General features: G+C 61.5%; 16 protein-coding genes. 6 read left to right on the top strand and 10 right to left on the bottom strand.

Going from position 1 to position 19823, the window contains the following annotated elements; translation table 11 throughout:
* Window positions 1-49: 49 nt before the first annotated feature.
* Both AAZQ98_RS10875 and AAZQ98_RS10870 read right to left on the bottom strand, forming a co-directional pair.
* Window positions 50-3070, bottom strand: coding sequence for an alpha-mannosidase (locus AAZQ98_RS10875; RefSeq protein WP_434692126.1), 3021 nt, complete (start codon window positions 3068-3070; stop codon window positions 50-52).
* 108 nt (window positions 3071-3178) lie between these two features.
* The gene (locus AAZQ98_RS10870; protein ID WP_434692125.1) at window positions 3179-3847 is read right to left on the bottom strand and encodes a histidine phosphatase family protein; all 669 of its coding nucleotides are present in this window, start codon (window positions 3845-3847) and stop codon (window positions 3179-3181) included.
* A gap of 207 nt (window positions 3848-4054) precedes the next feature.
* Here AAZQ98_RS10870 and AAZQ98_RS10865 point away from each other — a divergent pair, with 207 nt between their 5' ends.
* Window positions 4055-4624: a TetR/AcrR family transcriptional regulator gene (locus AAZQ98_RS10865; RefSeq protein WP_434692122.1), complete on the top strand. Its 570-nt coding sequence runs from the start codon at window positions 4055-4057 to the stop codon at window positions 4622-4624.
* 49 nt (window positions 4625-4673) lie between these two features.
* Here the strand turns inward: AAZQ98_RS10865 and AAZQ98_RS10860 are convergent, their stop codons facing one another.
* A complete protein-coding gene (locus tag AAZQ98_RS10860) occupies window positions 4674-6011 on the bottom strand; it encodes an MFS transporter (RefSeq protein WP_133833190.1) in 1338 nt (445 codons plus the stop codon).
* A 187-nt stretch (window positions 6012-6198) separates the two neighbouring features.
* Between AAZQ98_RS10860 and AAZQ98_RS10855 the strand changes: the two genes are divergently transcribed.
* The 3 genes from AAZQ98_RS10855 (at window position 6199) to AAZQ98_RS10845 (ending at window position 10836) form a co-directional block, all read left to right on the top strand.
* Window positions 6199-6936, top strand: a complete 738-nt coding sequence (locus AAZQ98_RS10855) for a hypothetical protein (protein WP_146112913.1) — start codon at window positions 6199-6201, stop codon at window positions 6934-6936.
* A gap of 97 nt (window positions 6937-7033) precedes the next feature.
* Window positions 7034-8704, top strand: coding sequence for a bifunctional phosphoribosylaminoimidazolecarboxamide formyltransferase/IMP cyclohydrolase (gene purH, locus AAZQ98_RS10850; protein WP_332595201.1), 1671 nt, complete (start codon window positions 7034-7036; stop codon window positions 8702-8704).
* Window positions 8705-8874: 170 nt separating this feature from the next.
* On the top strand, window positions 8875-10836 hold the full coding sequence (locus AAZQ98_RS10845) for a BCCT family transporter (RefSeq protein ID WP_434692119.1): 1962 nt from the start codon (window positions 8875-8877) through the stop codon (window positions 10834-10836).
* A gap of 89 nt (window positions 10837-10925) precedes the next feature.
* On the opposite strand, the gene AAZQ98_RS10840 is transcribed toward AAZQ98_RS10845, so the two are convergent.
* The gene (locus AAZQ98_RS10840; protein ID WP_434692117.1) at window positions 10926-11048 is read right to left on the bottom strand and encodes a hypothetical protein; all 123 of its coding nucleotides are present in this window, start codon (window positions 11046-11048) and stop codon (window positions 10926-10928) included.
* Here AAZQ98_RS10840 and AAZQ98_RS10835 point away from each other — a divergent pair.
* The gene (locus AAZQ98_RS10835) at window positions 11047-12264 is read left to right on the top strand and encodes an NRAMP family divalent metal transporter (protein WP_434692114.1); all 1218 of its coding nucleotides are present in this window, start codon (window positions 11047-11049) and stop codon (window positions 12262-12264) included. The two genes, AAZQ98_RS10840 and AAZQ98_RS10835, sit on opposite strands and share 2 nt — an antisense overlap.
* 13 nt (window positions 12265-12277) lie before the next feature.
* On the top strand, window positions 12278-13087 hold the full coding sequence (locus AAZQ98_RS10830; protein ID WP_434692111.1) for a putative hydro-lyase: 810 nt from the start codon (window positions 12278-12280) through the stop codon (window positions 13085-13087).
* Window positions 13088-13203: 116 nt separating this feature from the next.
* Here AAZQ98_RS10830 and AAZQ98_RS10825 read toward each other — a convergent pair whose 3' ends face one another.
* The 6 genes from AAZQ98_RS10825 to AAZQ98_RS10800 form a co-directional block, all read right to left on the bottom strand.
* A complete protein-coding gene (locus AAZQ98_RS10825; protein WP_434692109.1) occupies window positions 13204-14199 on the bottom strand; it encodes an adenosine deaminase in 996 nt (331 codons plus the stop codon).
* A gap of 396 nt (window positions 14200-14595) precedes the next feature.
* On the bottom strand, window positions 14596-15270 hold the full coding sequence (locus tag AAZQ98_RS10820) for a GntR family transcriptional regulator (protein WP_105661647.1): 675 nt from the start codon (window positions 15268-15270) through the stop codon (window positions 14596-14598).
* A 52-nt stretch (window positions 15271-15322) separates the two neighbouring features.
* Complete coding sequence (locus AAZQ98_RS10815; protein WP_434692106.1) at window positions 15323-17062, bottom strand: acetyl/propionyl/methylcrotonyl-CoA carboxylase subunit alpha; 1740 nt, start codon at window positions 17060-17062, stop codon at window positions 15323-15325.
* Window positions 17063-17071: 9 nt separating this feature from the next.
* Window positions 17072-18676, bottom strand: a complete 1605-nt coding sequence (locus tag AAZQ98_RS10810; RefSeq protein ID WP_434692104.1) for a carboxyltransferase domain-containing protein — start codon at window positions 18674-18676, stop codon at window positions 17072-17074.
* A complete protein-coding gene (locus AAZQ98_RS10805) occupies window positions 18673-19431 on the bottom strand; it encodes a LamB/YcsF family protein (RefSeq protein ID WP_365945768.1) in 759 nt (252 codons plus the stop codon). The genes AAZQ98_RS10810 and AAZQ98_RS10805 overlap by 4 nt, the downstream gene beginning before the upstream one ends.
* Window positions 19432-19656: 225 nt before the next feature.
* Window positions 19657-19806 (bottom strand): hypothetical protein, encoded by a 150-nt coding sequence (locus AAZQ98_RS10800; RefSeq protein ID WP_365945769.1) that lies wholly within the window; start codon window positions 19804-19806, stop codon window positions 19657-19659.
* Window positions 19807-19823 lie beyond the last annotated feature (17 nt).

The following is a 19823-nucleotide window of genomic DNA, read 5'->3' as shown; positions in this document are numbered from 1 at the left end:
GGACCTTCGCACGCCATGGCGTGCGAAGGTCCAGCCCCGGAACCCGCGGTTACCTGGCCAGGGCGAAGCGCAGGGTGCGCACTTCGAAAGCGCCCAGCTTCAGCGGCACAGCACCATCGGAAAGCTCGATGGCCTGCCCCGCCAGCTCATCTTCCAGCAGGCTCGCGGTGGCTGCAGACAAGGCCTGCGCGTTGACCAACAGGCTGCCGCTGGCACGGCGCCCCAGGGATTCATAGACCCGCACCACCAAATCGCCGGAGTGGTCCGCAGCCAGCTTCACGCTGGAAATCACCAGGCCTTCACCGGTGACCGATACCAGCGGGTCCACGCCGTGGGCGCCATGGACGACTCGCTCTGCGCTGTTGAGCAAGGCACCGGCTTCTGTTGCCATGGCCACGTCCGCGCCGATGACCAAACCGTAGCGGTGGGCCTGCAGGCCTTGGTCGGTTTCAGGATCCGGGAAGCGCGGGGCTCGCAGCAATGACAGGCGCATGGTTGTCGTGACGGCCGCGTCCTTGGCATCGCGGGTGACATCGAATCCGTAGATGGAATCATTGACCAGTGCCGCGCCGAAGCCGGGTTCCTCGGCCAGCACGAAGCGGTGCATGGAAGTTTCGAACTTCGCCGCTTCCCAGCTGGTATTCACGTGGGTAACGCGCTTGTGGTAGCCGAATTGGGTTTCGGCAATTGCATGCTCGGCACGGATATCCAGCGGGAAGGCGACCTTGAGGAATTTCTCTGCCTCATGCCAATCGGTACTCTGCGAGATCTGCACGGTCCGCGAGCCTGGCGCCAGCGACAGTTCCTGGACCAGCGTGGATTTGGAGAAGCTGCGGGCAATCGTGATGACCTGGCTGCCGTCCTCGCGCGAAGACAGCTCCAGGCTATCGAGCTCGCGCAGATCGGTGACCTGGTTGCGGTAGTACTTGTCCACGTCCCAGGCGTCCCACATGTTCGGGAAGTCCTGGTGCAATTGCAGCAGGTTCGCTTCCTGGCCCTCGGCGATAGTTTCACGGCCGGTAGCCAGATCCACCGCGGAGGCAATCAGGCCCTGGGCATTGACCGCCACCCGGATGACCGAGTTATCCAGGATGTAGCCGCCATCGGCTGCGGTTGCCCTGACCGCGGAAACAGGAACGGCTTCCACTTCCTTGGCCTGGCCGAAGGCCAGGTTATTGCGCGTGAACGCCGCACCGTTGAATGCAATAGGGGTGGAGCCCTCGCCAGCCAGCTGCTGCTGGGCGGCGCGGATCAGCGCTTCGGCCTGCTCGATGACCTGGGCGTAGCGTGCCACCACTTCGCGGTGCACCCAGGCGATGGAGGTGCCGGGCAGGATGTCATGGAACTGGTGGAGCAGCACGGTTTCCCACAGTTCGTCGAGCTGCTCGTACGGGTATTCGGCCCCGGTGCGGATGGCTGCGGTAGCCGCCCACAGTTCGGCCTCGACCAGCAGCTGCTCGGTGCGGCGGTTGCCCGACTTGGTCTGGTGCTGGCTGGTCAGCGTGGCGCGGTGCAGCTCCAGGTAGAGCTCTCCCACCCATACCGGCGGGTTGGGCAGCTCGGCCTTGGCCCGGTCGAAGAAGTCGTTCGGGTGTTCCCACCGGACTTTCGCACTGCCTTCCAGGTTGGCCAGGCGCTTGGCTTTGCCGGTCATTTCCCGGGTGGTGCCGCCGCCGCCATCGCCCCAGCCGACCGGTGCGATGGAGTTGTTGGCAAGCCGGGCTTCGCGGAACTGGCGCGAGGCCTTGGCGACTTCCTCCCCGGAGAGCTGCGAGTTGTAGGTGTCCATCGACGGGAAGTGGCTGAATACGCGCGAGCCGTCGATGCCTTCCCAATCGAAGGTGTGGTGCGGGAATTTGTTCTGCTGGTTCCAGGAGATCTTCTGGGTGAAGAACCATTCGAAGCCGGCCCGGCGCATCAGCTGGGGCAGGGCAGGGGAGTATCCGAAGGAATCGGGCAGCCATACGCCCTTTGAAGCGATGCCGAATTCGTCGCGGAAGAACTTCTGGCCGTAGAGGAACTGGCGGACCAGCGATTCACCCGAGGGCATCACGGTATCGGACTCGACCCACATGCCGCCCAGCGGCAGGAAGCGCCCGTCGGCAATGGCCTTCTTCACCCGATCCCAGACCTCGGGGCGATGGGTCTTGAGCCACTTGTACTGCTGGGCGCTGGACATGCCGTAGAGGAATTCTTCCTCGTCGCCCAGCAGCTCCACCATCGAGGAGCAGGTGCGGGAGACCTTGCGGATGGTTTCGCGCAGCGGCCACAGCCAGGCCGAGTCGATATGCGAGTGGCCGATCGCGGAAATCTGGTGCGCGCTGTGCTCGGCTGGGGCGGCCAGGATCGCTGCCAGCTCGTTGCGGGCGGCCTGCGCGGTCTCGGTAATCCGCTGCAGGTCGAGCACGTCCAACGCGTTGTCCATGGCCTGCAGGATCTGCATCTTGCGCGGGCCGGCCGGCAGCTGCTCTTGCAGATCCAGCAGCACTTCCAGATCCAGCGACAACTCGTGTACTACGGATTCAAAGACCGCCAGGTCCATGCGGCGGGTGGTGTACAGCCGGCGCGAAGACGAGGTAAGGATATCGCCCTGCTCGGTGGGGAGGAACGGGTGGTAGTCCAGCAGCACCGGGTTGGATGCCGCTTCCAGGTACAAGTCGATGACCTCATCGCCTTCGGCCTGACCGGCAATGGGCACCCACTGGTTGCGCGGGTTGATCGCCTTGATGGTGATGCCGTCCGGCCGGTAAACCAGGCCCTCGCACTGGAAGCCGGTCATGTTGACGTCAAATCCCAGATCAATCACGGCTTCCACCCGGCGTCCGGCCCAATGCGCCGGAACCTGGCCCTGCAAATGGAACCATGTGGTGCCCCAGGCCGCGCCCCACGGGGTACCAACCTCTGTGGGCTGGTAGTCCAGTGCAAGACCCTGCGCAGGAGCTATCGGCTCTCCTGGCAATTCGTGCCAGGAGAGGGTCAATGGCATGGTTTCCGAATATATCGCTGGAAGGATACGTTCGGTCAGAACGCGGCGGACGCGTCCGGTGGTCAGGGAAATGTCGTCGTGCATGAGGGCCTTCCGTTTGTGCGCTCAGCGGAAAATGAGCTCCCCTGCCAGACTACCGAAAAAATAGATGCTGAGTTGGTGCAACTCGCGATCCCCGGTGGAGCGGGGTACTCAGGGGATGCCGTCCTCGCCACCCGTCACGTCCTCGGTGAGAACATCGCGAACGAAGTCGCCACCGAGCGGTTCTGGATTCCACCGTTCCAAAGCCCACGTTCCGCCGATGCCCAATTCCAGCAAGGAGCCACCGGTATTCTCGATATGCAGCTCTGCGGCATCGGCAGGCGCCATCTTCGTAGCCCATGCGCTGAAGACGCGAATGGCGGCACCATGGCTGAATACCGCGACCATGCCGGAGTAGTCCTGTGCCCGGGCGATGGTTTCCAGGGCCTTGGAATATCTTTCAATGAAGTCGTAGCCGTTCGGCCCGCCGGGCATCTTCTGCTCCCAGTCGCCATGCATCCACGAATGCAGGCACATGCCGTAGGCATAGCGTGAGGCCTCGTCGGCCTGCATCTCCAAGGTGCCTGCTGAAATCTCCTCGAGGCCGTCAATGACCTGCAGCTTCTGTCCGGTGGATTCGCTCAATGGCTGGGCCGTCAGCTGCGTGCGGTTCAGCGTCGAGGCATAGATGGACTGCAGCTGCCCGCCACTGAATGCCTGCGGCAGGGCACGAGCCTGGCGATGCCCCAGCGGAGTGAGGCTGGCACCCGGGTAAGCGGTATCAAGCTGCCCGGCAACATTCGATGGGGTTTGTCCGTGCCTGATGAGCTGAAAACGCATATCCGAGGATTCCTTGGCCTTGAGGTTCTAGATCCTAGGGATAGCACGGTTTCTGGAAATGCGGAATGGCTGGGCGCGAGCGCGGGGAGCAAACTTTTCGTTCTGGAAAGTTGATTTCCGCTTCGTCAGAGCACTGCCTGTCCGCTATCGTGAAATCGTCAGGTGGCAAGTCGTGCGCCAGAATTTCCTTCAGATCGGATTCCACTCATGCGTTCAGATGCTCTTCGGCGACGTGAGAACATCCTTCGAGCAGCTCGTGAATTATTTGCAGAACACGGCGCCCAGATTGCGATGGAAACTATTGCAGAGGCCAGCGGAGTGGGCATCGGCACACTGTATCGAAACTTTGCTGACCGGAATGCGCTGGTTGAAGAAGTCACCCTCGGCACGCTTGGGGATATCCGAATCGCTTCCCAATCAGCGGTTCAGCGGCTTGAAGACGGTGACACGGACGCTTGGGAAGTTCTGCTTGGCACGCTGGTCCAGCAGAATCTCGGGGCACTGAGCGAAGCGCTCGGGCTGCAACTGCCACGGAAGATCAGCCCCGGCATTCTGGAGGTCCAGGCAGAGGCCGGCCAGTCCCTGAACTCCGCCTTGGGCTTGGCCAAGAACGCGAATTTGGTCCGCAAAGACGTAACGGAGATAGAACTGATTGCCACCATCGGGGCCATGACCCGTCCACTGCCGCGGGCCTTCAGCAAGAGCCAGCCTGGTTTGGAGGACCGCATCGTGCAGATCATGCGCGATGGCTTGCGCCCGCAAACTACGCAGGACTAGCAAATGCCAGCACCAGAAGGTGCTGGCATTCGCCGCTGGCCGATGATCCTTAATCCAAACTCATGCCGCGGGTTTCTGGAGCGAATCGCGCCATGAAGACGACGGCTACCAGCACCAGCGCAGTCGCGCCGGCAAAGAGCCAGCCCAGCCCGACCACTGGCCACAGCGCCGCGAAGAGCAGGGGACCGAAGCCGGCGGCAAAGCGGGACATGGTCGAGGCCCAGCCGAAACCGCTGGCGCGCAATTCGGTGGGGTACAGCTCGGAAACATAGGCATACAGCACCGGAATAGCGACCTGGACCACCACGCCGAAGACCAGCACCCAGGCAATCGCGGTCGCTGGGATATGCAGGTTCTGGGCTACGATCACAAGCACGATGCCTGAGATTGGCGCGGAGATCGCCAACAGCCATTTACGGCCAACCCGCTCCACCAGCAATGCTGCCAGAACAACGCCCACCAGCCCCATCAGGGCCATCACCGCGGTAGCGAAGAACGACGCTGACTGGGCCATTCCGGCCTCGGTCAGAATCGATGGCAACCAGGTCAATGCCAGGTAGTAGACCAGCAAAATGGTCATGAACAGCAGCCAGCTGGTGGCGGTGATCTTCCAGGAGTACCGCCACAGCGAGGCGACCTGCTCCCACCAGCGCGGAGCCTTTTCCAATTCCACAGGTGCAATTACGTACTCGCGCTCAGTGGCCCCGGTGCGTTCCACGAGCTGGTCGATGACCGCACGGGCCTCGGCGTCGCGGCCCTTGGCTGCCAAGAACAATGGGGATTCGGGCATGGAGCGCCGTACCAGGTACACCATGAACGCGGGCAGGATCATGACTGCCAGGATCAACCGCCAATTATCGGCGGTGGCCATCACCCACCCCGAAACGAAGAAGGACAGTGCCGCGCCCACCGGCCACCAGCCATCCATGGCGGTGAGCACGCGTCCGCGCAGCTTGGCAGGGGTGAACTCGCCGACGAGCGCATAGTCCACCGGGATGCAGCCTCCCAGGCCGACGCCGGCCAGGAAGCGGAAGGCGACGAAGAAGCCGAAATTCGGAGACAGCGCGCCGAGGATGGTGAATAGCGAGAACATCAGAAGCGTCAGGCTGAAGGCGTTCTTGCGTCCATAGCGGTCGGCGATCCCGCCCCAGAGGAAGGCGCCCAGGGCCATGCCCACCAGATTGGAAGTGCCCAGCAAGGCCGCGGTGGGACGGTCAAGCCCCCACTCTTCGGCGACCAATGGAATCAACGCGCCGTTGAGGGTCACGTCCCAGGCATCGAACATGAATCCGAGTCCGCCGATAATGAAAATGGTGCCCTGCACCTTCCATTTGAATGGCAGCTCTTGCACGATCGATGTGCCAGAAGGCAGGGGTGCGGAAGACACAGTGGTGCACCTTTCGGTGTGCGAGCAGAAATGGTTTGTACCGCGTGAAGCATAGCCGAAAACCAGGTTCCAGGTGTAGCTCTCTACGCTTCTTCTCCCGCCGCGTCAAGGCCTGTTGTCTGCGCCGGCAAGGGGGTAATCTCTGGACATGGGAGTAGATTGGACCGCTCTCGAAGAGGCTATACGGGTGACTGCCCTTCGACACGCAGCGGAAGTGATAGCTGGACACCCCGACCAGGACTTCTATGCCATTGCCTTGCATGGAGTCAGCACCGAGGAAAGCGAAAGCATCGCCATGCCGTTGCTGGCCTTGAACTCGGTGCAGGCCCTGGAACGAGATCGCCTCACGGAGTCTCGCGAGCAATTGGTGGAACGCGGTGAAGACGCCGATGAGCCTGCCGATTACGAGGACCGTCCCGATGCCGAAGGCGATGGAAGCCTTGAACCTGAAACCGTCACATTGGAAGACGATTCGCTGCTGATCACTGATTCCGATGATGAAGACGAAGACCAGCCGGATGACGAGGATTCCGACGGGGAAGATCTCGACGACGTCTTGGCCTCCTTGGAAGCGGATCTGGAAGATAGCGACGAGGAGAGCTTCTACTCGGATAAGTGGGAACCCAGCGATTGGCACTGGTCATCCATTGATTTATGCGAAGATCCCGCGGCCACGCTATGGTCCGAGGCGATGACCGGACTGGCAGCGCGTGATGGCTGGGAACCTACTATTAAGCGCTACTATCACACGCTGGTTGCGGTAGCCCGGTCGTTGCGCGAAGAGTTGGGCGAACGGACCAAGGCAGATCTCGTGGCCTATGTCGCAGATGAAGAACATGCAGAAAAACTTCTGCAGCTTTGCCTGACTGACAAGCAGCTTTCTTCATATTTCCCGCACCTTTCCTCATTGCCGGAAGGGGCTTGACACGAACTGAAATTCCGGTGCCTTCCTTGGTTAGAATGAAGGCGGTGGCCTCTGCGCTGCCCGCCCCATTCATTCTCACCGCCGGGAGAAAAATTTCGTGAGTAAGACCGTGCTGGACAAAGTCGCTATCCGTCGCGCACTGATTTCCGTCTATGACAAGACCGGCTTGGAGGAGCTGGCCGCTGGATTGCACGCCGCAGGCGTGCAGCTGGTATCCACCGGCTCCACGGCCAAGAAGATCGCTGCCGCTGGAATTCCCGTGACCGAGGTCGAGCAGGTGACCGGTTCCCCTGAAATGCTCGATGGCCGCGTCAAGACCCTGCACCCGCGCATCCACGGCGGCATCCTTGCGGACCGCCGCGTCACCGAGCACATGGACACCCTCTCCTCGATGGATATCGAGCAGATCGACCTGGTGGTGGTGAACCTGTACCCCTTCGTGCAGACCGTCGCCTCGGGTGCCTCGCAGGATGAAGTTGTCGAGCAGATCGACATCGGGGGCCCAGCCATGGTCCGCTCGGCAGCGAAGAACCACGCCGCCGTTTCCATCGTGGTTGATCCAGTTTTCTACCCGCAGGTCATCTCCGCGGCAGCCGAGGGCGGCTTCGATCTGAAGACCCGCCAGCGCCTGGCCGCCAAGGCCTACGCTCACACCGCAGCCTACGACACCGCGGTAGCCTCGTGGACCGCAAGCCAGTTCCTGGATGAGGACGGCGACGGCGTCATCGACTGGCCAGCCTACGCAGGCGTGGCCCTGCAGCGAGCCGATGTGCTGCGCTACGGCGAAAACCCGCACCAGCAGGCAGCGCTCTACGTTGACGAAGCCGCTCCAGCCGGCATCGCCCAGGCTGATCAGCTGCACGGCAAGCCAATGAGCTACAACAACTACGTGGATGCAGATGCTGCACTGCGTGCCGCATACGACTTCGAGAAGCCGGCTGTGGCTGTGGTCAAGCACGCCAACCCTTGCGGTGTGGCCGTCGCTTCGGATGACGCGGCAGATCCGATCGCCGACGCACACCGCAAGGCGCACGCTACCGACCCGGTGTCCGCATTCGGCGGAGTCATCGCCGCCAACCGCACGGTCACCAAGGAAATGGCAGAAACCGTCAAGGGCATCTTCACCGAGGTAGTTATTGCCCCGGACTTCGAGGCCGAAGCGGTGCAGATCCTCTCGGCCAAGAAGAACATCCGCCTGCTGGCCCTGCCAGAAGGCTACGGCCGGAACAAGAACGAGTTCCGCCAGGTAAGCGGTGGCATGCTGGTCCAGGCCGGCGACAAGATCGACGCCGAGGGCGACAATCCGGGGAACTGGACCCTTGCTGCCGGTGAAGCAGCTGACGCTGCTACCTTGGCAGATCTGGAATTCGCTTGGAGCGCCGTGCGCGCTGCCAAGTCCAACGCGATTCTGCTGGCTAAGAATGGTGCAGCAACGGGCATCGGCATGGGCCAGGTCAACCGCATCGACTCCTGCAAGCTGGCCGTGGAACGTGCCAACACCCTGGGCGTGAAGGTCGAGTCCGGTGCGGATGCAGCCGGTGGCGCTGAGAACGCTGACGCGGCTGCTTCGGAACAGCGTGCCGTTGGCTCCGTGGCCGCTTCGGATGCTTTCTTCCCCTTCGCCGACGGCCTGCAGATCCTGATCGATGCCGGCGTGAAGGCTGTCGTGCAGCCGGGCGGCTCGGTACGCGATGAGGAAGTCATCGCGGCAGCGAACGAAGCAGGCATCACGATGTACTTCACCGGTGCACGCCACTTCTTCCACTAGGATTCCCTAGTACCCCAAACGGCCACGGCAGCCGCGGAAAACCGCATCTGCCGTGGCCGTTTGCTTGTCCAAAAGTTTCCTCGCCTAGCGCTCTGATTCGCGCCAATACGCGTGGCGCCAGCGGAGGACCGTTTAGTGACTAATGCATAGTTCACCTAGAATTATTAGTTATGGATACTGAAGAATCGCGTCCAGAGAATCAAAAAGGTGAAACTAAAGCGTCCCAAAATGGGCAATCTAGTCAACCGCAGAGCTCCAGAAGGAGAATCGAAAGGGTCAAGAACGCCCTACGCACTGCAAGCCAAGAAACGACCTTTGGCATTCACCCCGGATTGATTCCGGGAATTAGCGTGGAAGAGACTGGGGCTAATTTCCCGACACGGCGCGGAGTGTTCGTTACCGCATTGCTAGTTTCGGCCGGGGTGCTCATTTGGGCCATCTTTGCCCCGAGTAATCTGAACCTTGTCGGCACCACAATGCAAAGCTGGGTAGTTACCAATTTTGGCTGGCTGTTCAACCTCACGGTTCTCGTGATCGTCGTGTTCATGTTGGTTGTTGGCTATGGGCCAACAGGCAAAATCCGACTTGGCTCCGATGACAGCACTCCGGAATTTTCGACGCTCTCGTGGATCTCCATGCTTTTTGCCGCAGGCTTGGGCATCGGGCTGGTGTTTTATGGGCCCCTCGAACCGCTAAGCCATTTCTTGGCTCCGCCACCGTCCACCACCGCGGAAGCTGAAACCGTTGATGCGGTACTGCCTGCCTTGACTGACTCGTTCTTGCACCAAGCAAGTTTCGCGTGGTGCATCTACGCTCTCGTTGGCGGTGCCCTGGCGTATGCCTCCTATCGCCGTGGCCGGCTTCCATTGATCTCGTCGCTTTTTGAACCGGTATTCCCCAACGGCAATCATCGGGTGTTAGGCAAGATCATTGATGTCTTTGCTGTATTGGTGACCCTCTTTGGCACAGCGACTTCATTGGGTATTGGCGCTCTGCAGATCCGAACTGGAACGAACATTATTACCGGGCTTGAGCTGGGCAATGGTTACGTTGTGGTCGTGATCAGCGTTTTGACTGTGGTGTTCACGATTTCTGCCGTTGCTGGCATCAAGAAGGGTATTCGGCTACTTTCGAATACCAACATGATTCTCGTTGTAGGCATGGCCTTGTTCGTTGTGGTGGTTGGACCAACTGTCTTTATCTTGGACCTGATCCCGAGTTCACTGATAGCTTTCGTCGGTAACTTGCCAGAAATGCTGTCCTTGGCGGCTAGCCAAGGAGAAGTCCAGAAGCAGTATCTGACCTCTTATACGACTCTGTACTGGGCTTGGTGGATCTCATGGTCGCCATTCGTCGGCATGTTCATTGCCAAGATTTCCAAGGGCCGTACGCTGCGCGAATTTGTCACGGTTGTCGTCTTTGCTCCGGCACTCATTTCGATCATCTGGTTCGTGGTCTTCGGCGGTACCGCGATCTGGATGCGTATGAACGATCTGGGCATGGAGGTGAAAGGCGCCGGTGAAAATGTCATGTTCGACCTGTTAGCGAATTTGCCTTTCAGTCCCGTGCTGTGGATTGTGTGCCTCCTCGCGATCCTGGTCTTCTTCGTTACGGCAGCTGATTCGGCTGCCAATGTCATGGGGTCGATGTCTCAATCTGGTCGCCCGGTACCGTCTAAGCCGGTGACCATTGTATGGGCCATGGCACTTGGCCTGATCGCCATGTTCTTGCTGTTGGCCGGCGGACGCGATGCCTTGTCGGGACTTCAGTCCATCATGGTTACCTGCGCTTTGCCGTTCACAATCGTCTTGATCGGCGTCATGATTTCCTGGGCCATCGACCTGCGCAATGACCCTACGATGATTCGTCACCGTTATGCCGTTGAGGCGATTCGTGGTGGCGTTCGAAGGGGCATCGATGAGCATGGTGACGATTTTGTCTTCGGCGTTGCTGCAGTGCCGGAGGAGGAAGGCGCTGGCGCGAACTTCGAAAGCGATGATCCTGCATTGACTGAGTGGTATACAGATACCGGCGTGCTGGACATTGTTGAGGCTAAAGAGGAACTTTCCACTGAAAACGAACCTGATCGGGGCGTTGGCGATACGCGAGCCGAACCTGAACCGGCAAAATAATCAGAAACCGGAAATCCTGCGATTTGAGTAGGTTTCATCTAGTCAAGGCCGAGCTCTGAGATCCCTGTAGAGGTGAGCTCGGCCCTGCGCTATCCAATGCCGAGAAATTGTTCAACAACATCTTGCCAAGGTTGTTCAACAACCTGTAAAGTCTTGTCCATCACATTGACCTTGTGACGGTTGTCACCACTATCGCATTGGAACGTCATCATGGCACTTCCTGAGTCAACATCCCAAAGCAGCAAGGCGCGGCGCACGGCGCTCCTAGGCGCCATGTTCCTGATGGCCACCAGCGCCATCGGACCGGGCTTCATTACCCAGACCACAGAGTTCACGGTCCAAATTGGCGCGGCCTTCGCCTTCGCCATTGTCGTCTCCATCCTTGTGGACATCGCGGTCCAGCTGAATGTCTGGCGCGTGATCGGGGTGTCCGGAATGCGTGCCCAGGAACTGGGCAACAAAGTCGTCCCTGGCATCGGCTGGCTACTGGCTGGGCTGGTATTCATCGGCGGCATGGTCTTCAATATCGGCAATATCGCCGGTACTGGACTGGGCCTGAACGCCATGCTGGGAGTTGACGCCAAAATTGGCGGGGCCATCTCAGCGGCCATCGCCATCCTGGTCTTCCTGTCGAAGAAAGCCGGCATGGCATTGGACCGCATTGTGGTGATGCTGGGAGCCGTCATGATCCTGCTGATGCTGTACGTGGCAATCGTCGCCGCCCCTCCAGTGGGCGATGCGATCCGCAACGTGGTGCTCCCCGAGAAGATCGATTTCCTGATCATCACTACCCTGATCGGTGGCACCGTTGGCGGATACATCACCTACGCAGGTGCCCACCGCATGATCGATTCGGGCACATCGGGCGTGGAGCATGTCAAGTCGATCTCCAACATCTCGACCCTGGCAATTATCGTCACCGGTGTCATGCGCGTGCTGCTCTTCCTGGCGATCCTCGGTGTCGTGGCTGGAGGCGTAGCGTTGACCAGCGACAACAAGGCTGCTGAAGCCTTCGGCCACGCCGCTGGCCCCATCGGCATCCGCGCCTTCGGCGTCATCCTCTGGGCTGCCGCGCTGACCAGTGTGATCGGTGCCGCCTACACTTCGGTTTCCTTCATCACCAAGCGCACCACCCCGGAACGCACCCGAAACCTGATCACCGTGGCTTTCATCGTGGTCTGCGGCATCATCTACTTGTTGCTCGGCAAGGCGCCGGCAACCCTGCTGATCTTCGCCGGAGCCTTCAACGGACTGATCCTTCCCGTGGGCTTCGCGGTACTGCTCTGGGTCGCATGGCGCCGCCGCGACCTGATGAACGGCTACAACTATCCCAAGGCCCTGCTGGTTATCGGTGCCTTGACCTGGCTGCTCAGCGTCTACCTCGGCTGGAACTCGATTTCGGGTCTGGCAGCCCTCTGGAACGGCTAGGAGAAAGACAATAATGAAGGACTTATCGAGCCTCGGGCAGACCGAACGTGCGGCCATGGCCCCGAGCGAGGCCCGCGAGCTGTTCCGTGCCGGACAGGTGCTCCCGACCGCGGGAATCAGTGCCGGATACGCGCAGGCAAACCTGATTATCGTTCCCCAGGAGCTGGCCTTCGATGTGCTGCTCTTTGCCCAGCGCAACCCCAAGTCCTGCCCGATCCTCGGTGTCCTGGAAGCCGGGCAGACCAGCAACGAGTTGCTGGAAGGCGGAGATATCCGCACTGACGTGCCGAAGTACATGGTTTACGAAAACGGGGTCAAGGTGGCTGAACCCACCGACCTGTCAGAGTACTGGCGTGATGATCTGGTGACCTTCATTGTCGGCTGCTCGTTCACCTTCGAGAGCGCACTGATGGAAAGCGGCATTTCCATCGCGCATATCGACCAGGGCGTGAACGTGCCAATGTACAAGACCAATATCCGCTCGCAGTCGGCCGGAGCGATGTCAGGTCCGATGGTGGTCTCCATGCGCCCGATTCCCGCCTCGCATGTGGCCGACGCGGTGCGGATTACTTCCCGCTATCCGGCCGTTCACGGGGCGCCGGTGCATATCGGGAACCCGGAAGAGCTGGGCATCAAGGATTTGGGCGCACCGGACTTCGGCGATGCAGTGCAGATCCCGGAAGGGATGATTCCGGTGTTCTGGGCCTGCGGCGTCACTCCGCAGGCGGCAGTGATGGAGTCCCGCCCGGCCTTGGCCATCGGCCACGCACCGGGGCACATGCTCATTACGGATATCAGGGATTCCCAATACCAGGTTCCCTAGCCCATAGACCGAACGAGGCGGCCTCACCCCAAGGGGGCCGCCAAGTTCCCGCCAGGGCCTTTGGCCCTGGATCGAACGCGGTGGCCTTCCCCCAAGAGGCCGCCGCGTTCCCATGTCTAAAGGCTTTGCCGCTGAACCCAGGCCTGGACTTCGGCAAGCAGTACCTGCTTGGATTCTTCATCCAGGAATGCGGATTCAAAGGAATTCCTTGCCAGCGTAGCCAGCTGCCCGGTGCTGAAGTTGAAGCTTGCCATGAGCGAGGCAAAATTGGCATCCATGTATCCGCCGAAGTAGGCAGGATCATCGGAATGCACCGAAACCTTCAAGCCCTTTTCGAGCATCTGCGGCAATGGATGATCGGCCATGGTGTCCACCGCACGCAAATGGATGTTTGATAGCGGGCAGACAGTCAAAGGCATCTGCTCGTCGACCAAGCGCTGAACCAGCGTCGGATCGTCCAGGCAACGGATGCCGTGGTCCACGCGCTCAACCTCCAACAAGTCCAGCGCTTGCCAAATGTAGTCAGCAGGGCCTTCCTCGCCCGCATGGGCAACGACGTGCAGGCCGTGGGCGCGGGCATAGGCAAAGACTTCCTGGAACAGCTCGGGAGGGAAACCCACCTCCGAGGAATCCAGGCCGATGCCATCGATATCGTGCTTCTCGGCGACCAGCACCTTCATCAAGTCCATAGCTTCTTCCGCTGGGGCATGGCGCCAGAAGCACGCGATGAGCTTGTGGGAGATCCCCCAGCGTTCTGCGCCCTCGTCCAGGCCGGAACGGATGCCGGCGATGACCTCGCCCAGGCCCAGTCCGCGCTGGATGTGAGCTTGTGGATCGAAGAACAATTCCACATGGCGCACGCCGGAGTCGTGGGCGCGCTGCAGGTAGGCCACCGTGATTTCGTGGAAGTCTTCAGCAGTGCGCAGGACCGCCATATTCGCATAGAACAGGTCGAGGAAGGACTGGAGATTGCTGAACTGGTACTTGGCACGCAGCTGGTCAACGGTGGCATAGGGCAGCTCAACACCGTTTTTTGCCGCCAGCGCCATGATCATTTCTGGCTCCAGCGTTCCCTCAAGGTGGATGTGCAATTCGGCTACAGGCAATTTCACGGGTGGTGCGACCTTCCAAGCAGGGGACGAGGGCCTAGGCCGTGATGAAACGGCGGTGGCGCGCAATGGTTTCGTTAAACCATACGTTGGCTATCTATGTGCTTGCTTGGCTTGTCCGTGCGTCGAGGAAACCCGCAGGGAGCTGGGTTTGAGGCTGCCAGCATCGGCAGGCAGGCAGGCGGCAATTGCATCAAGGATCCGGAAAAACCGGTGATCGCAGTGGAAATTCCGCGGGGCAAACCCGGATTTGGCCTCTGGTGCATCCTTGGAAAACAAGGGTGCGCAACCCGATGAGGCATGCGCTGGAGGCTGGCATTTGCCGCAAAGCAGTGAGGAATGCACGGCGCGGATGAGATGGAAATCGCAAGCGGAATGGGCCAAGGCCCTGCTCCATGCCTACTCCGGGCGTTGGGCGATGTGGCTGAGCAACTCAGCTTCAGCGGTGTCGAGATAGCCGCGCAGGGTCTGGGCGGCTTCCAAGCGCTTTCCGGCGCGGAGCATGGCCAGCAGATTCGCATTGCGCTCTACATAGTGCGAATGGAAATCCGGGGCGTCGCTCATGGCGTGGAAGACCAGGCGCATGCGGGCCAGCACGCGGCTCATCAGCTCCTGGAGCAGTTCGCTATCGGAGGAGGCGACCAGCTGCTTGTGGAAGGCCTGATTGGCATTGGCCATCCGCGGCACGTCGCCGGCAGCCAGACCTGTGCGAGCCTCCTCGATGATCTTGCCCAACCGGTCCAGGTCGATGTCTTGGCCCCACGCCAGGCATGCCGGCTCGACGGTACGGCGCACCGCATAGATTTCCCGCACATCATCAGCATCCGGAGAAGCCACGAAAACACCCCGGTTGGGGATCCGGGTGATGATCAGCTCGCTATTGAGCAAGGTGAAGCTCTCGCGCAAGGTATTGCGCGAGAGCCCCAATGATTCAGCCAGGGTCTGCTCGGAAAGCTTGTCACCGGGCAATAGCTCGCCTTCGGCAATGCGGCGGCGCAGCTCATTGGCAGCCCAGAGCCCGCTGTGCGCGTGTGGGGCCTTGGCTGGATGCGAGGTGCTGCTGGTGGCTTTCATGCTTCCAATTTATCCCAACTGGCCTGCGGGTACGGACTTCATGGCCTGGACGCTAGCCGATGGTGCCCAAGGTGTCGCCGCGGCGTACGGCTGACCCTGCGCTCAAGTCCGCTGCGCGGAAGATGCCATCACGGTGCGCGGTGATGGTGGATTCCATCTTCATCGCCTCGACGATGGCAATGCTCTGCCCTTCGGCGACTGTACTGCCATCTTCCGCGGCGAAGCGGACGAGGTTCCCGTCCATGGTGCTGCGTACCGCGGCGGCATCGACCTGGCCGGCAGCATCATCCTGGGTGGCGGCGGCGGTGCCGGCTCCGGGGGTATTGCGCAACGCGTTGGTCAGTGCAGCGGGAAGACCCAGCTGGACGGCCTTGCCATCGAGCTCTATGGTGATGGTTTCACGGCTGGTATCGCGCTGGTCCAGATCCATCTCGTCGCTGGCCTCCACCTCGTTGAGGAACTCGTCCTCGATCCATGTGGTGTAGACGCCCAGGGATTCGCCGTTGAACGCTTCGTGCTCGATGACGGCGCGGTGGAATGGCAGGACCGTAGGTACACCGGCAATGCTGATTTCTTCCAGCGCCAGGCGGGCACGGCGCAACGCCTGGTTCCGGTCGGCACCGCGCACAATCAGCTTGGCGATCATCGAGTCGTAGAACGGCGGAATGACCGAGCCGCTGCGGACCCCTGAGTCCACGCGCACGCCGGCGCCGGTTGGCGCTTCGAACCGCTCCACGGTGCCGGGCGCAGGCAGGAAGCCGCGAGCCGGGTCCTCGGCATTGATGCGGAATTCGATGGCATGGCCGGTGGGCTGCGGGTCCTCGGCAATGGACAACGGCAGGCCATCGGCAATGCGGAACTGCTCGGCCACCAGATCAACGCCGGAAGTCTCCTCGGTGATCGGGTGCTCCACCTGCAAACGGGTGTTGACCTCCAAGAAGGAGATCAGACCGTCCTGGGCCACCAGGTATTCCACGGTGCCGGCCCCGACATATCCGGCTTCCTTGCAGATCGCCTTCGCGGACTGATGGATCCGGGTCCGCTGCTCATCGGTCAAGAACGGGGCAGGCGCCTCTTCCACCAGCTTCTGGTGGCGGCGCTGCAAGGAGCAGTCGCGGGTGCCGACGACCACCACATTGCCGTGGGTATCGGCCAGCACCTGGGCCTCGACGTGGCGCGGCTTGGCCAGGAAACGTTCCACGAAGCATTCGCCACGGCCAAAGGCCACGGTGGCTTCGCGGGTGGCGGACTCGAAAGCATCGGAGATCTCATCGAGCGAGTAGGCGATCTTGATGCCGCGGCCACCGCCGCCGAAGGCCGCCTTGATGGCGACCGGCACGCCGTACTCTTCAGCGAAGGCCCGCACCTCGCCGGCGTCCGCTGCCGGGCCGTCGGTGCCCGGGGCCAGCGGCGCACCTGCGCGCACCGCGATCTGCCGGGCCGTGACCTTGTTGCCCAGTGCTTCGATGGCCGCGGGGGGCGGGCCAATCCAGCTCATGCCGGCTTCGATGACGGCGGCGGCGAAGTTCGCGTTCTCCGAGAGGAAACCGTAGCCGGGGTGCACCGCATCGGCGCCGCAGCGCTTGGCAATCTCGATGATCTTCTCGATATCCAGGTAGGTGTCCGCGCCGGTGGAACCATGCAGCGGGTACGCTTCATCTGCGCGGCGCACGTGCAGGGCGTCGGCATCCGGGTCCGAGTAGATGGCTACCGACGAAATGTTTGCGTCGGTGGCCGCCCGGGCAATGCGGACCGCGATTTCGCCTCGGTTGGCGATGAGAACTTTTTTCATGGCAATTCCTTAGGCGTCAGATGCCGCGTGGCCGGCAGCGGGATGGAGTTCGAATCGAATTCTGCTTCCGGGCGGAAGCTGCGCGGCTGCGCTGAGGTCTTCGGCAATGACGGTGGCGATCACCGGATAGCCGCCGGTGACCGGATGATCTGCGAGGAACAGCACCGGCAGGCCGGAGGGCGGCACCTGCAAGGATCCGCGGGCTACGCCTTCACTGGCCAGTTCCCCGGAGCGGACGCGCTGCAGCGGTTGCGCGCCGGTGCCCAGGCGTACACCCACGCGGTTGGATTCGCTGGTGACATCCCAAATCTGGGCGGCCAGCTGGTCCAGGCCCGCCTGGCCAAACCAATCGGCACGCGGACCGGGCATGGCGCGCAGCGTGTACACGCCGTTATCGTCTGGGACCGGCAGGGTGCTCGGTTCGCTGTTGCCAACGATGTGGCCCAGATGCGGGCGGTTCACCGGCAGCATGCCTCCGGCTTGCAGAGGCTGGGGACCGACTCCGGAGAGGGTGTCGGTGGACAGCGAGCCGAGGACCGGTTCCTGCTCGATGGTGCCGCGCACCGCAAGGTAGCTGCGCAGTCCGCGGCCGGCGGGTTCAACCTCCAGGCGCTCGCCGTGCAGCAGCGCGAACGGTGCATTGGCCGCGGCCTGGCGCGGGGTGCGGACCTGGTCGTCTTCGGCCGGGGTGATCCAGAGTTCTGCTTCGGCGCCGGTAAGCGCCAGCACCTGGTCTTGCTCGGCCTCAACGGTGATGCGGCTGCCGAGGTTCTCGATCACGGCCTGGCCTGGTTGGTTGCCCACCAGGCGGTTGGCCTGGTGGAAGGCGGCCGGGTCTGCGGCTCCTGCGACGCCAACTCCGAGGTTGCCATAGCCGATGCGTCCGGCATCCTGGAGCAGGGATTGCAGGCCGGCGTCGATGATTTTCAGGCCACCGGCAAGTGCCTGCCCTGATGCTTCGTCTTGTGCGGCGGGTGCCTGGCTCACCGATATTTTCCGGGTGGCCCGGACGAACTGCACGGTATCCTGCGGCCGGATCAATGCAGGATTTTCGCGCTGCAAATCCCACATTTGCAGATCGGTATGTCCAATCAGCTGCCAGCCTCCGGGGGATTGGCGCGGATAGACGGCCGAGTACTCACCGGCGAGCGCCACCGCTCCGGCGGGCACCTTGGTGCGCGGGGAGTCTCTGCGCGGGACATTCAAGTCCTGGCTTTCGCCGAGCAGATAGGCGAAGCCGGGAGCGAATCCGCCAAATACTGCACGCCACCTCTGGCTGGTGTGCGCATTGATCACAGCTTCGGTGCTCAGCCCGGTCAGCCCGGCCACGGCGGCGAGGTCTTCGCCATCGTAATTCACTGGTATTTCAACCAGCTTGCCCGCAGCGTGGAGTGCAGAGGCTACTTCAAGTTCTGGCAGTGCTGCCATGGCCCGTTCGGCGCTCTGCGCGGAATCGAATTTCAGCAGTACCGTTTGCGCGGCGGCCAAGAGGTCGCGCTGTCCGGACAGGGGAGAGGTTTCCAAGGCGGCGTTGAGCGCCAAGACAGCATCGAGCGAGTCCAGGTCGATGAGCAGATCATGGGAACCTGCCCGGTGAATGGCGCGGATGCTCACGCGAAGCTCCGGATCTGCACGCCGGCATGTTCCAGTCCTGCGCGCACGGCGCTGGCCATGGCCACTGCACCGGCAGTATCGCCGTGCAGGCAGATGCTCTCGGCTTCCATCTTGATGGTGCTGCCGTCCACGGCAACAATGGTGCCTTCGGTGGCCAGGCGGACCATGTTCTCGGTGACCTGCGCGGGGTCGTGCAATACGGCGTTGGATTCGCGGCGGGAGACCAGGGTGCCCTCGGGGGTGTAGTTGCGGTCGGCGAAGGCTTCTGCGACGCCGCGCAGGCCAGCGGCTTCGGCCTTTTGCAGGGCGACAGAACCTGGCAGCAGCAGGACCGGCAGGTCGGTGCCGAAGGCCTTGATGGCATCGATGACGGCCTGGGCATGCACCTGGTGGTGCACGATGGTGTTGTACAGGGCGCCGTGCGGCTTGACGTACTTGATTTCGCTGCCTGCGGCGCGTGCCAGGGCTTGCAGGGCTCCAAGCTGGTAGAGGACGTCATCGGCCAATTCGGTGGCCGAGCAGTCCAGAAAGCGGCGGCCGAAACCGGCCAGGTCGCGGTAGCCCACATGGGCTCCGATGGTGACGTTGGCGCTGACCGCATCGCGGCAGGTCTGGGCGATGGTGCTGGGGTCTCCAGCGTGGAACCCGCAAGCTACATTGGCCGAAGACACGGAGGTGAAGATGGCGGCGTCGTCGCCCATCGTCCAGTTGCCGAACGACTCGCCTACGTCTGAATTCAGGTCTATGTATGGCATTGTGATCCCCGTCTCGTGAATACCTCTTGGTAAAAGAATGCCCCACTTTCGGTAATTGTTCAACAATCTTGGCAGGGTTTTTGAGCATCGCTTCCCGGAATTCCGCTGGAGCGGTGCCCCCATCTGTCATCTGATCAGGCGTTTTGCACGTGGAATAGCAAAGCCCGAGGCCAGGAATCCTTGCGGAATCCTGGCCTCGGGCAGGTCTTGTGACTGGAGGTGCGGCTACTGGCCTTCTTCGCCGTCGGAATCTTCATGCCCGAACGGAATGGGCGCGTTCTGTGCCTCATCCGGATCAGGGACAGTAGTGTTCTCGCCCTCTGGGTCCGGAGTCTGAGCTGGACCTGTGGTTTCGTCGTGGTTTTCGGTTCCCATGGTTATTTCCCTTCATC

This window comes from Glutamicibacter sp. Je.9.36 (genome assembly GCF_051129975.1).
Classification (GTDB): Bacteria; Actinomycetota; Actinomycetes; order Actinomycetales; family Micrococcaceae; genus Glutamicibacter.
This window is presented reverse-complemented; position numbering and strand designations above follow the sequence as displayed.

What these genes read in the sequence shown, in the direction of transcription:
- AAZQ98_RS10815 (WP_434692106.1), bottom strand. Translation starts at nt 17,062, where the DNA reads ATGAAAAAAGTTCTCATCGCCAACCGAGGCGAAATCGCGGTCCGCATT.
- AAZQ98_RS10870 (WP_434692125.1), bottom strand. Translation starts at nt 3,847, where the DNA reads ATGCGTTTTCAGCTCATCAGGCACGGACAAACCCCATCGAATGTTGCC.
- AAZQ98_RS10840 (WP_434692117.1), bottom strand. Translation starts at nt 11,048, where the DNA reads ATGATGACGTTCCAATGCGATAGTGGTGACAACCGTCACAAGGTCAAT.
- AAZQ98_RS10835 (WP_434692114.1), top strand. Translation starts at nt 11,047, where the DNA reads ATGGCACTTCCTGAGTCAACATCCCAAAGCAGCAAGGCGCGGCGCACG.
- AAZQ98_RS10830 (WP_434692111.1), top strand. Translation starts at nt 12,278, where the DNA reads ATGAAGGACTTATCGAGCCTCGGGCAGACCGAACGTGCGGCCATGGCC.
- AAZQ98_RS10820 (WP_105661647.1), bottom strand. Translation starts at nt 15,270, where the DNA reads ATGAAAGCCACCAGCAGCACCTCGCATCCAGCCAAGGCCCCACACGCG.
- AAZQ98_RS10865 (WP_434692122.1), top strand. Translation starts at nt 4,055, where the DNA reads ATGCGTTCAGATGCTCTTCGGCGACGTGAGAACATCCTTCGAGCAGCT.
- AAZQ98_RS10805 (WP_365945768.1), bottom strand. Translation starts at nt 19,431, where the DNA reads ATGCCATACATAGACCTGAATTCAGACGTAGGCGAGTCGTTCGGCAAC.
- AAZQ98_RS10845 (WP_434692119.1), top strand. Translation starts at nt 8,875, where the DNA reads ATGGATACTGAAGAATCGCGTCCAGAGAATCAAAAAGGTGAAACTAAA.
- AAZQ98_RS10800 (WP_365945769.1), bottom strand. Translation starts at nt 19,806, where the DNA reads ATGGGAACCGAAAACCACGACGAAACCACAGGTCCAGCTCAGACTCCG.
- AAZQ98_RS10875 (WP_434692126.1), bottom strand. Translation starts at nt 3,070, where the DNA reads ATGCACGACGACATTTCCCTGACCACCGGACGCGTCCGCCGCGTTCTG.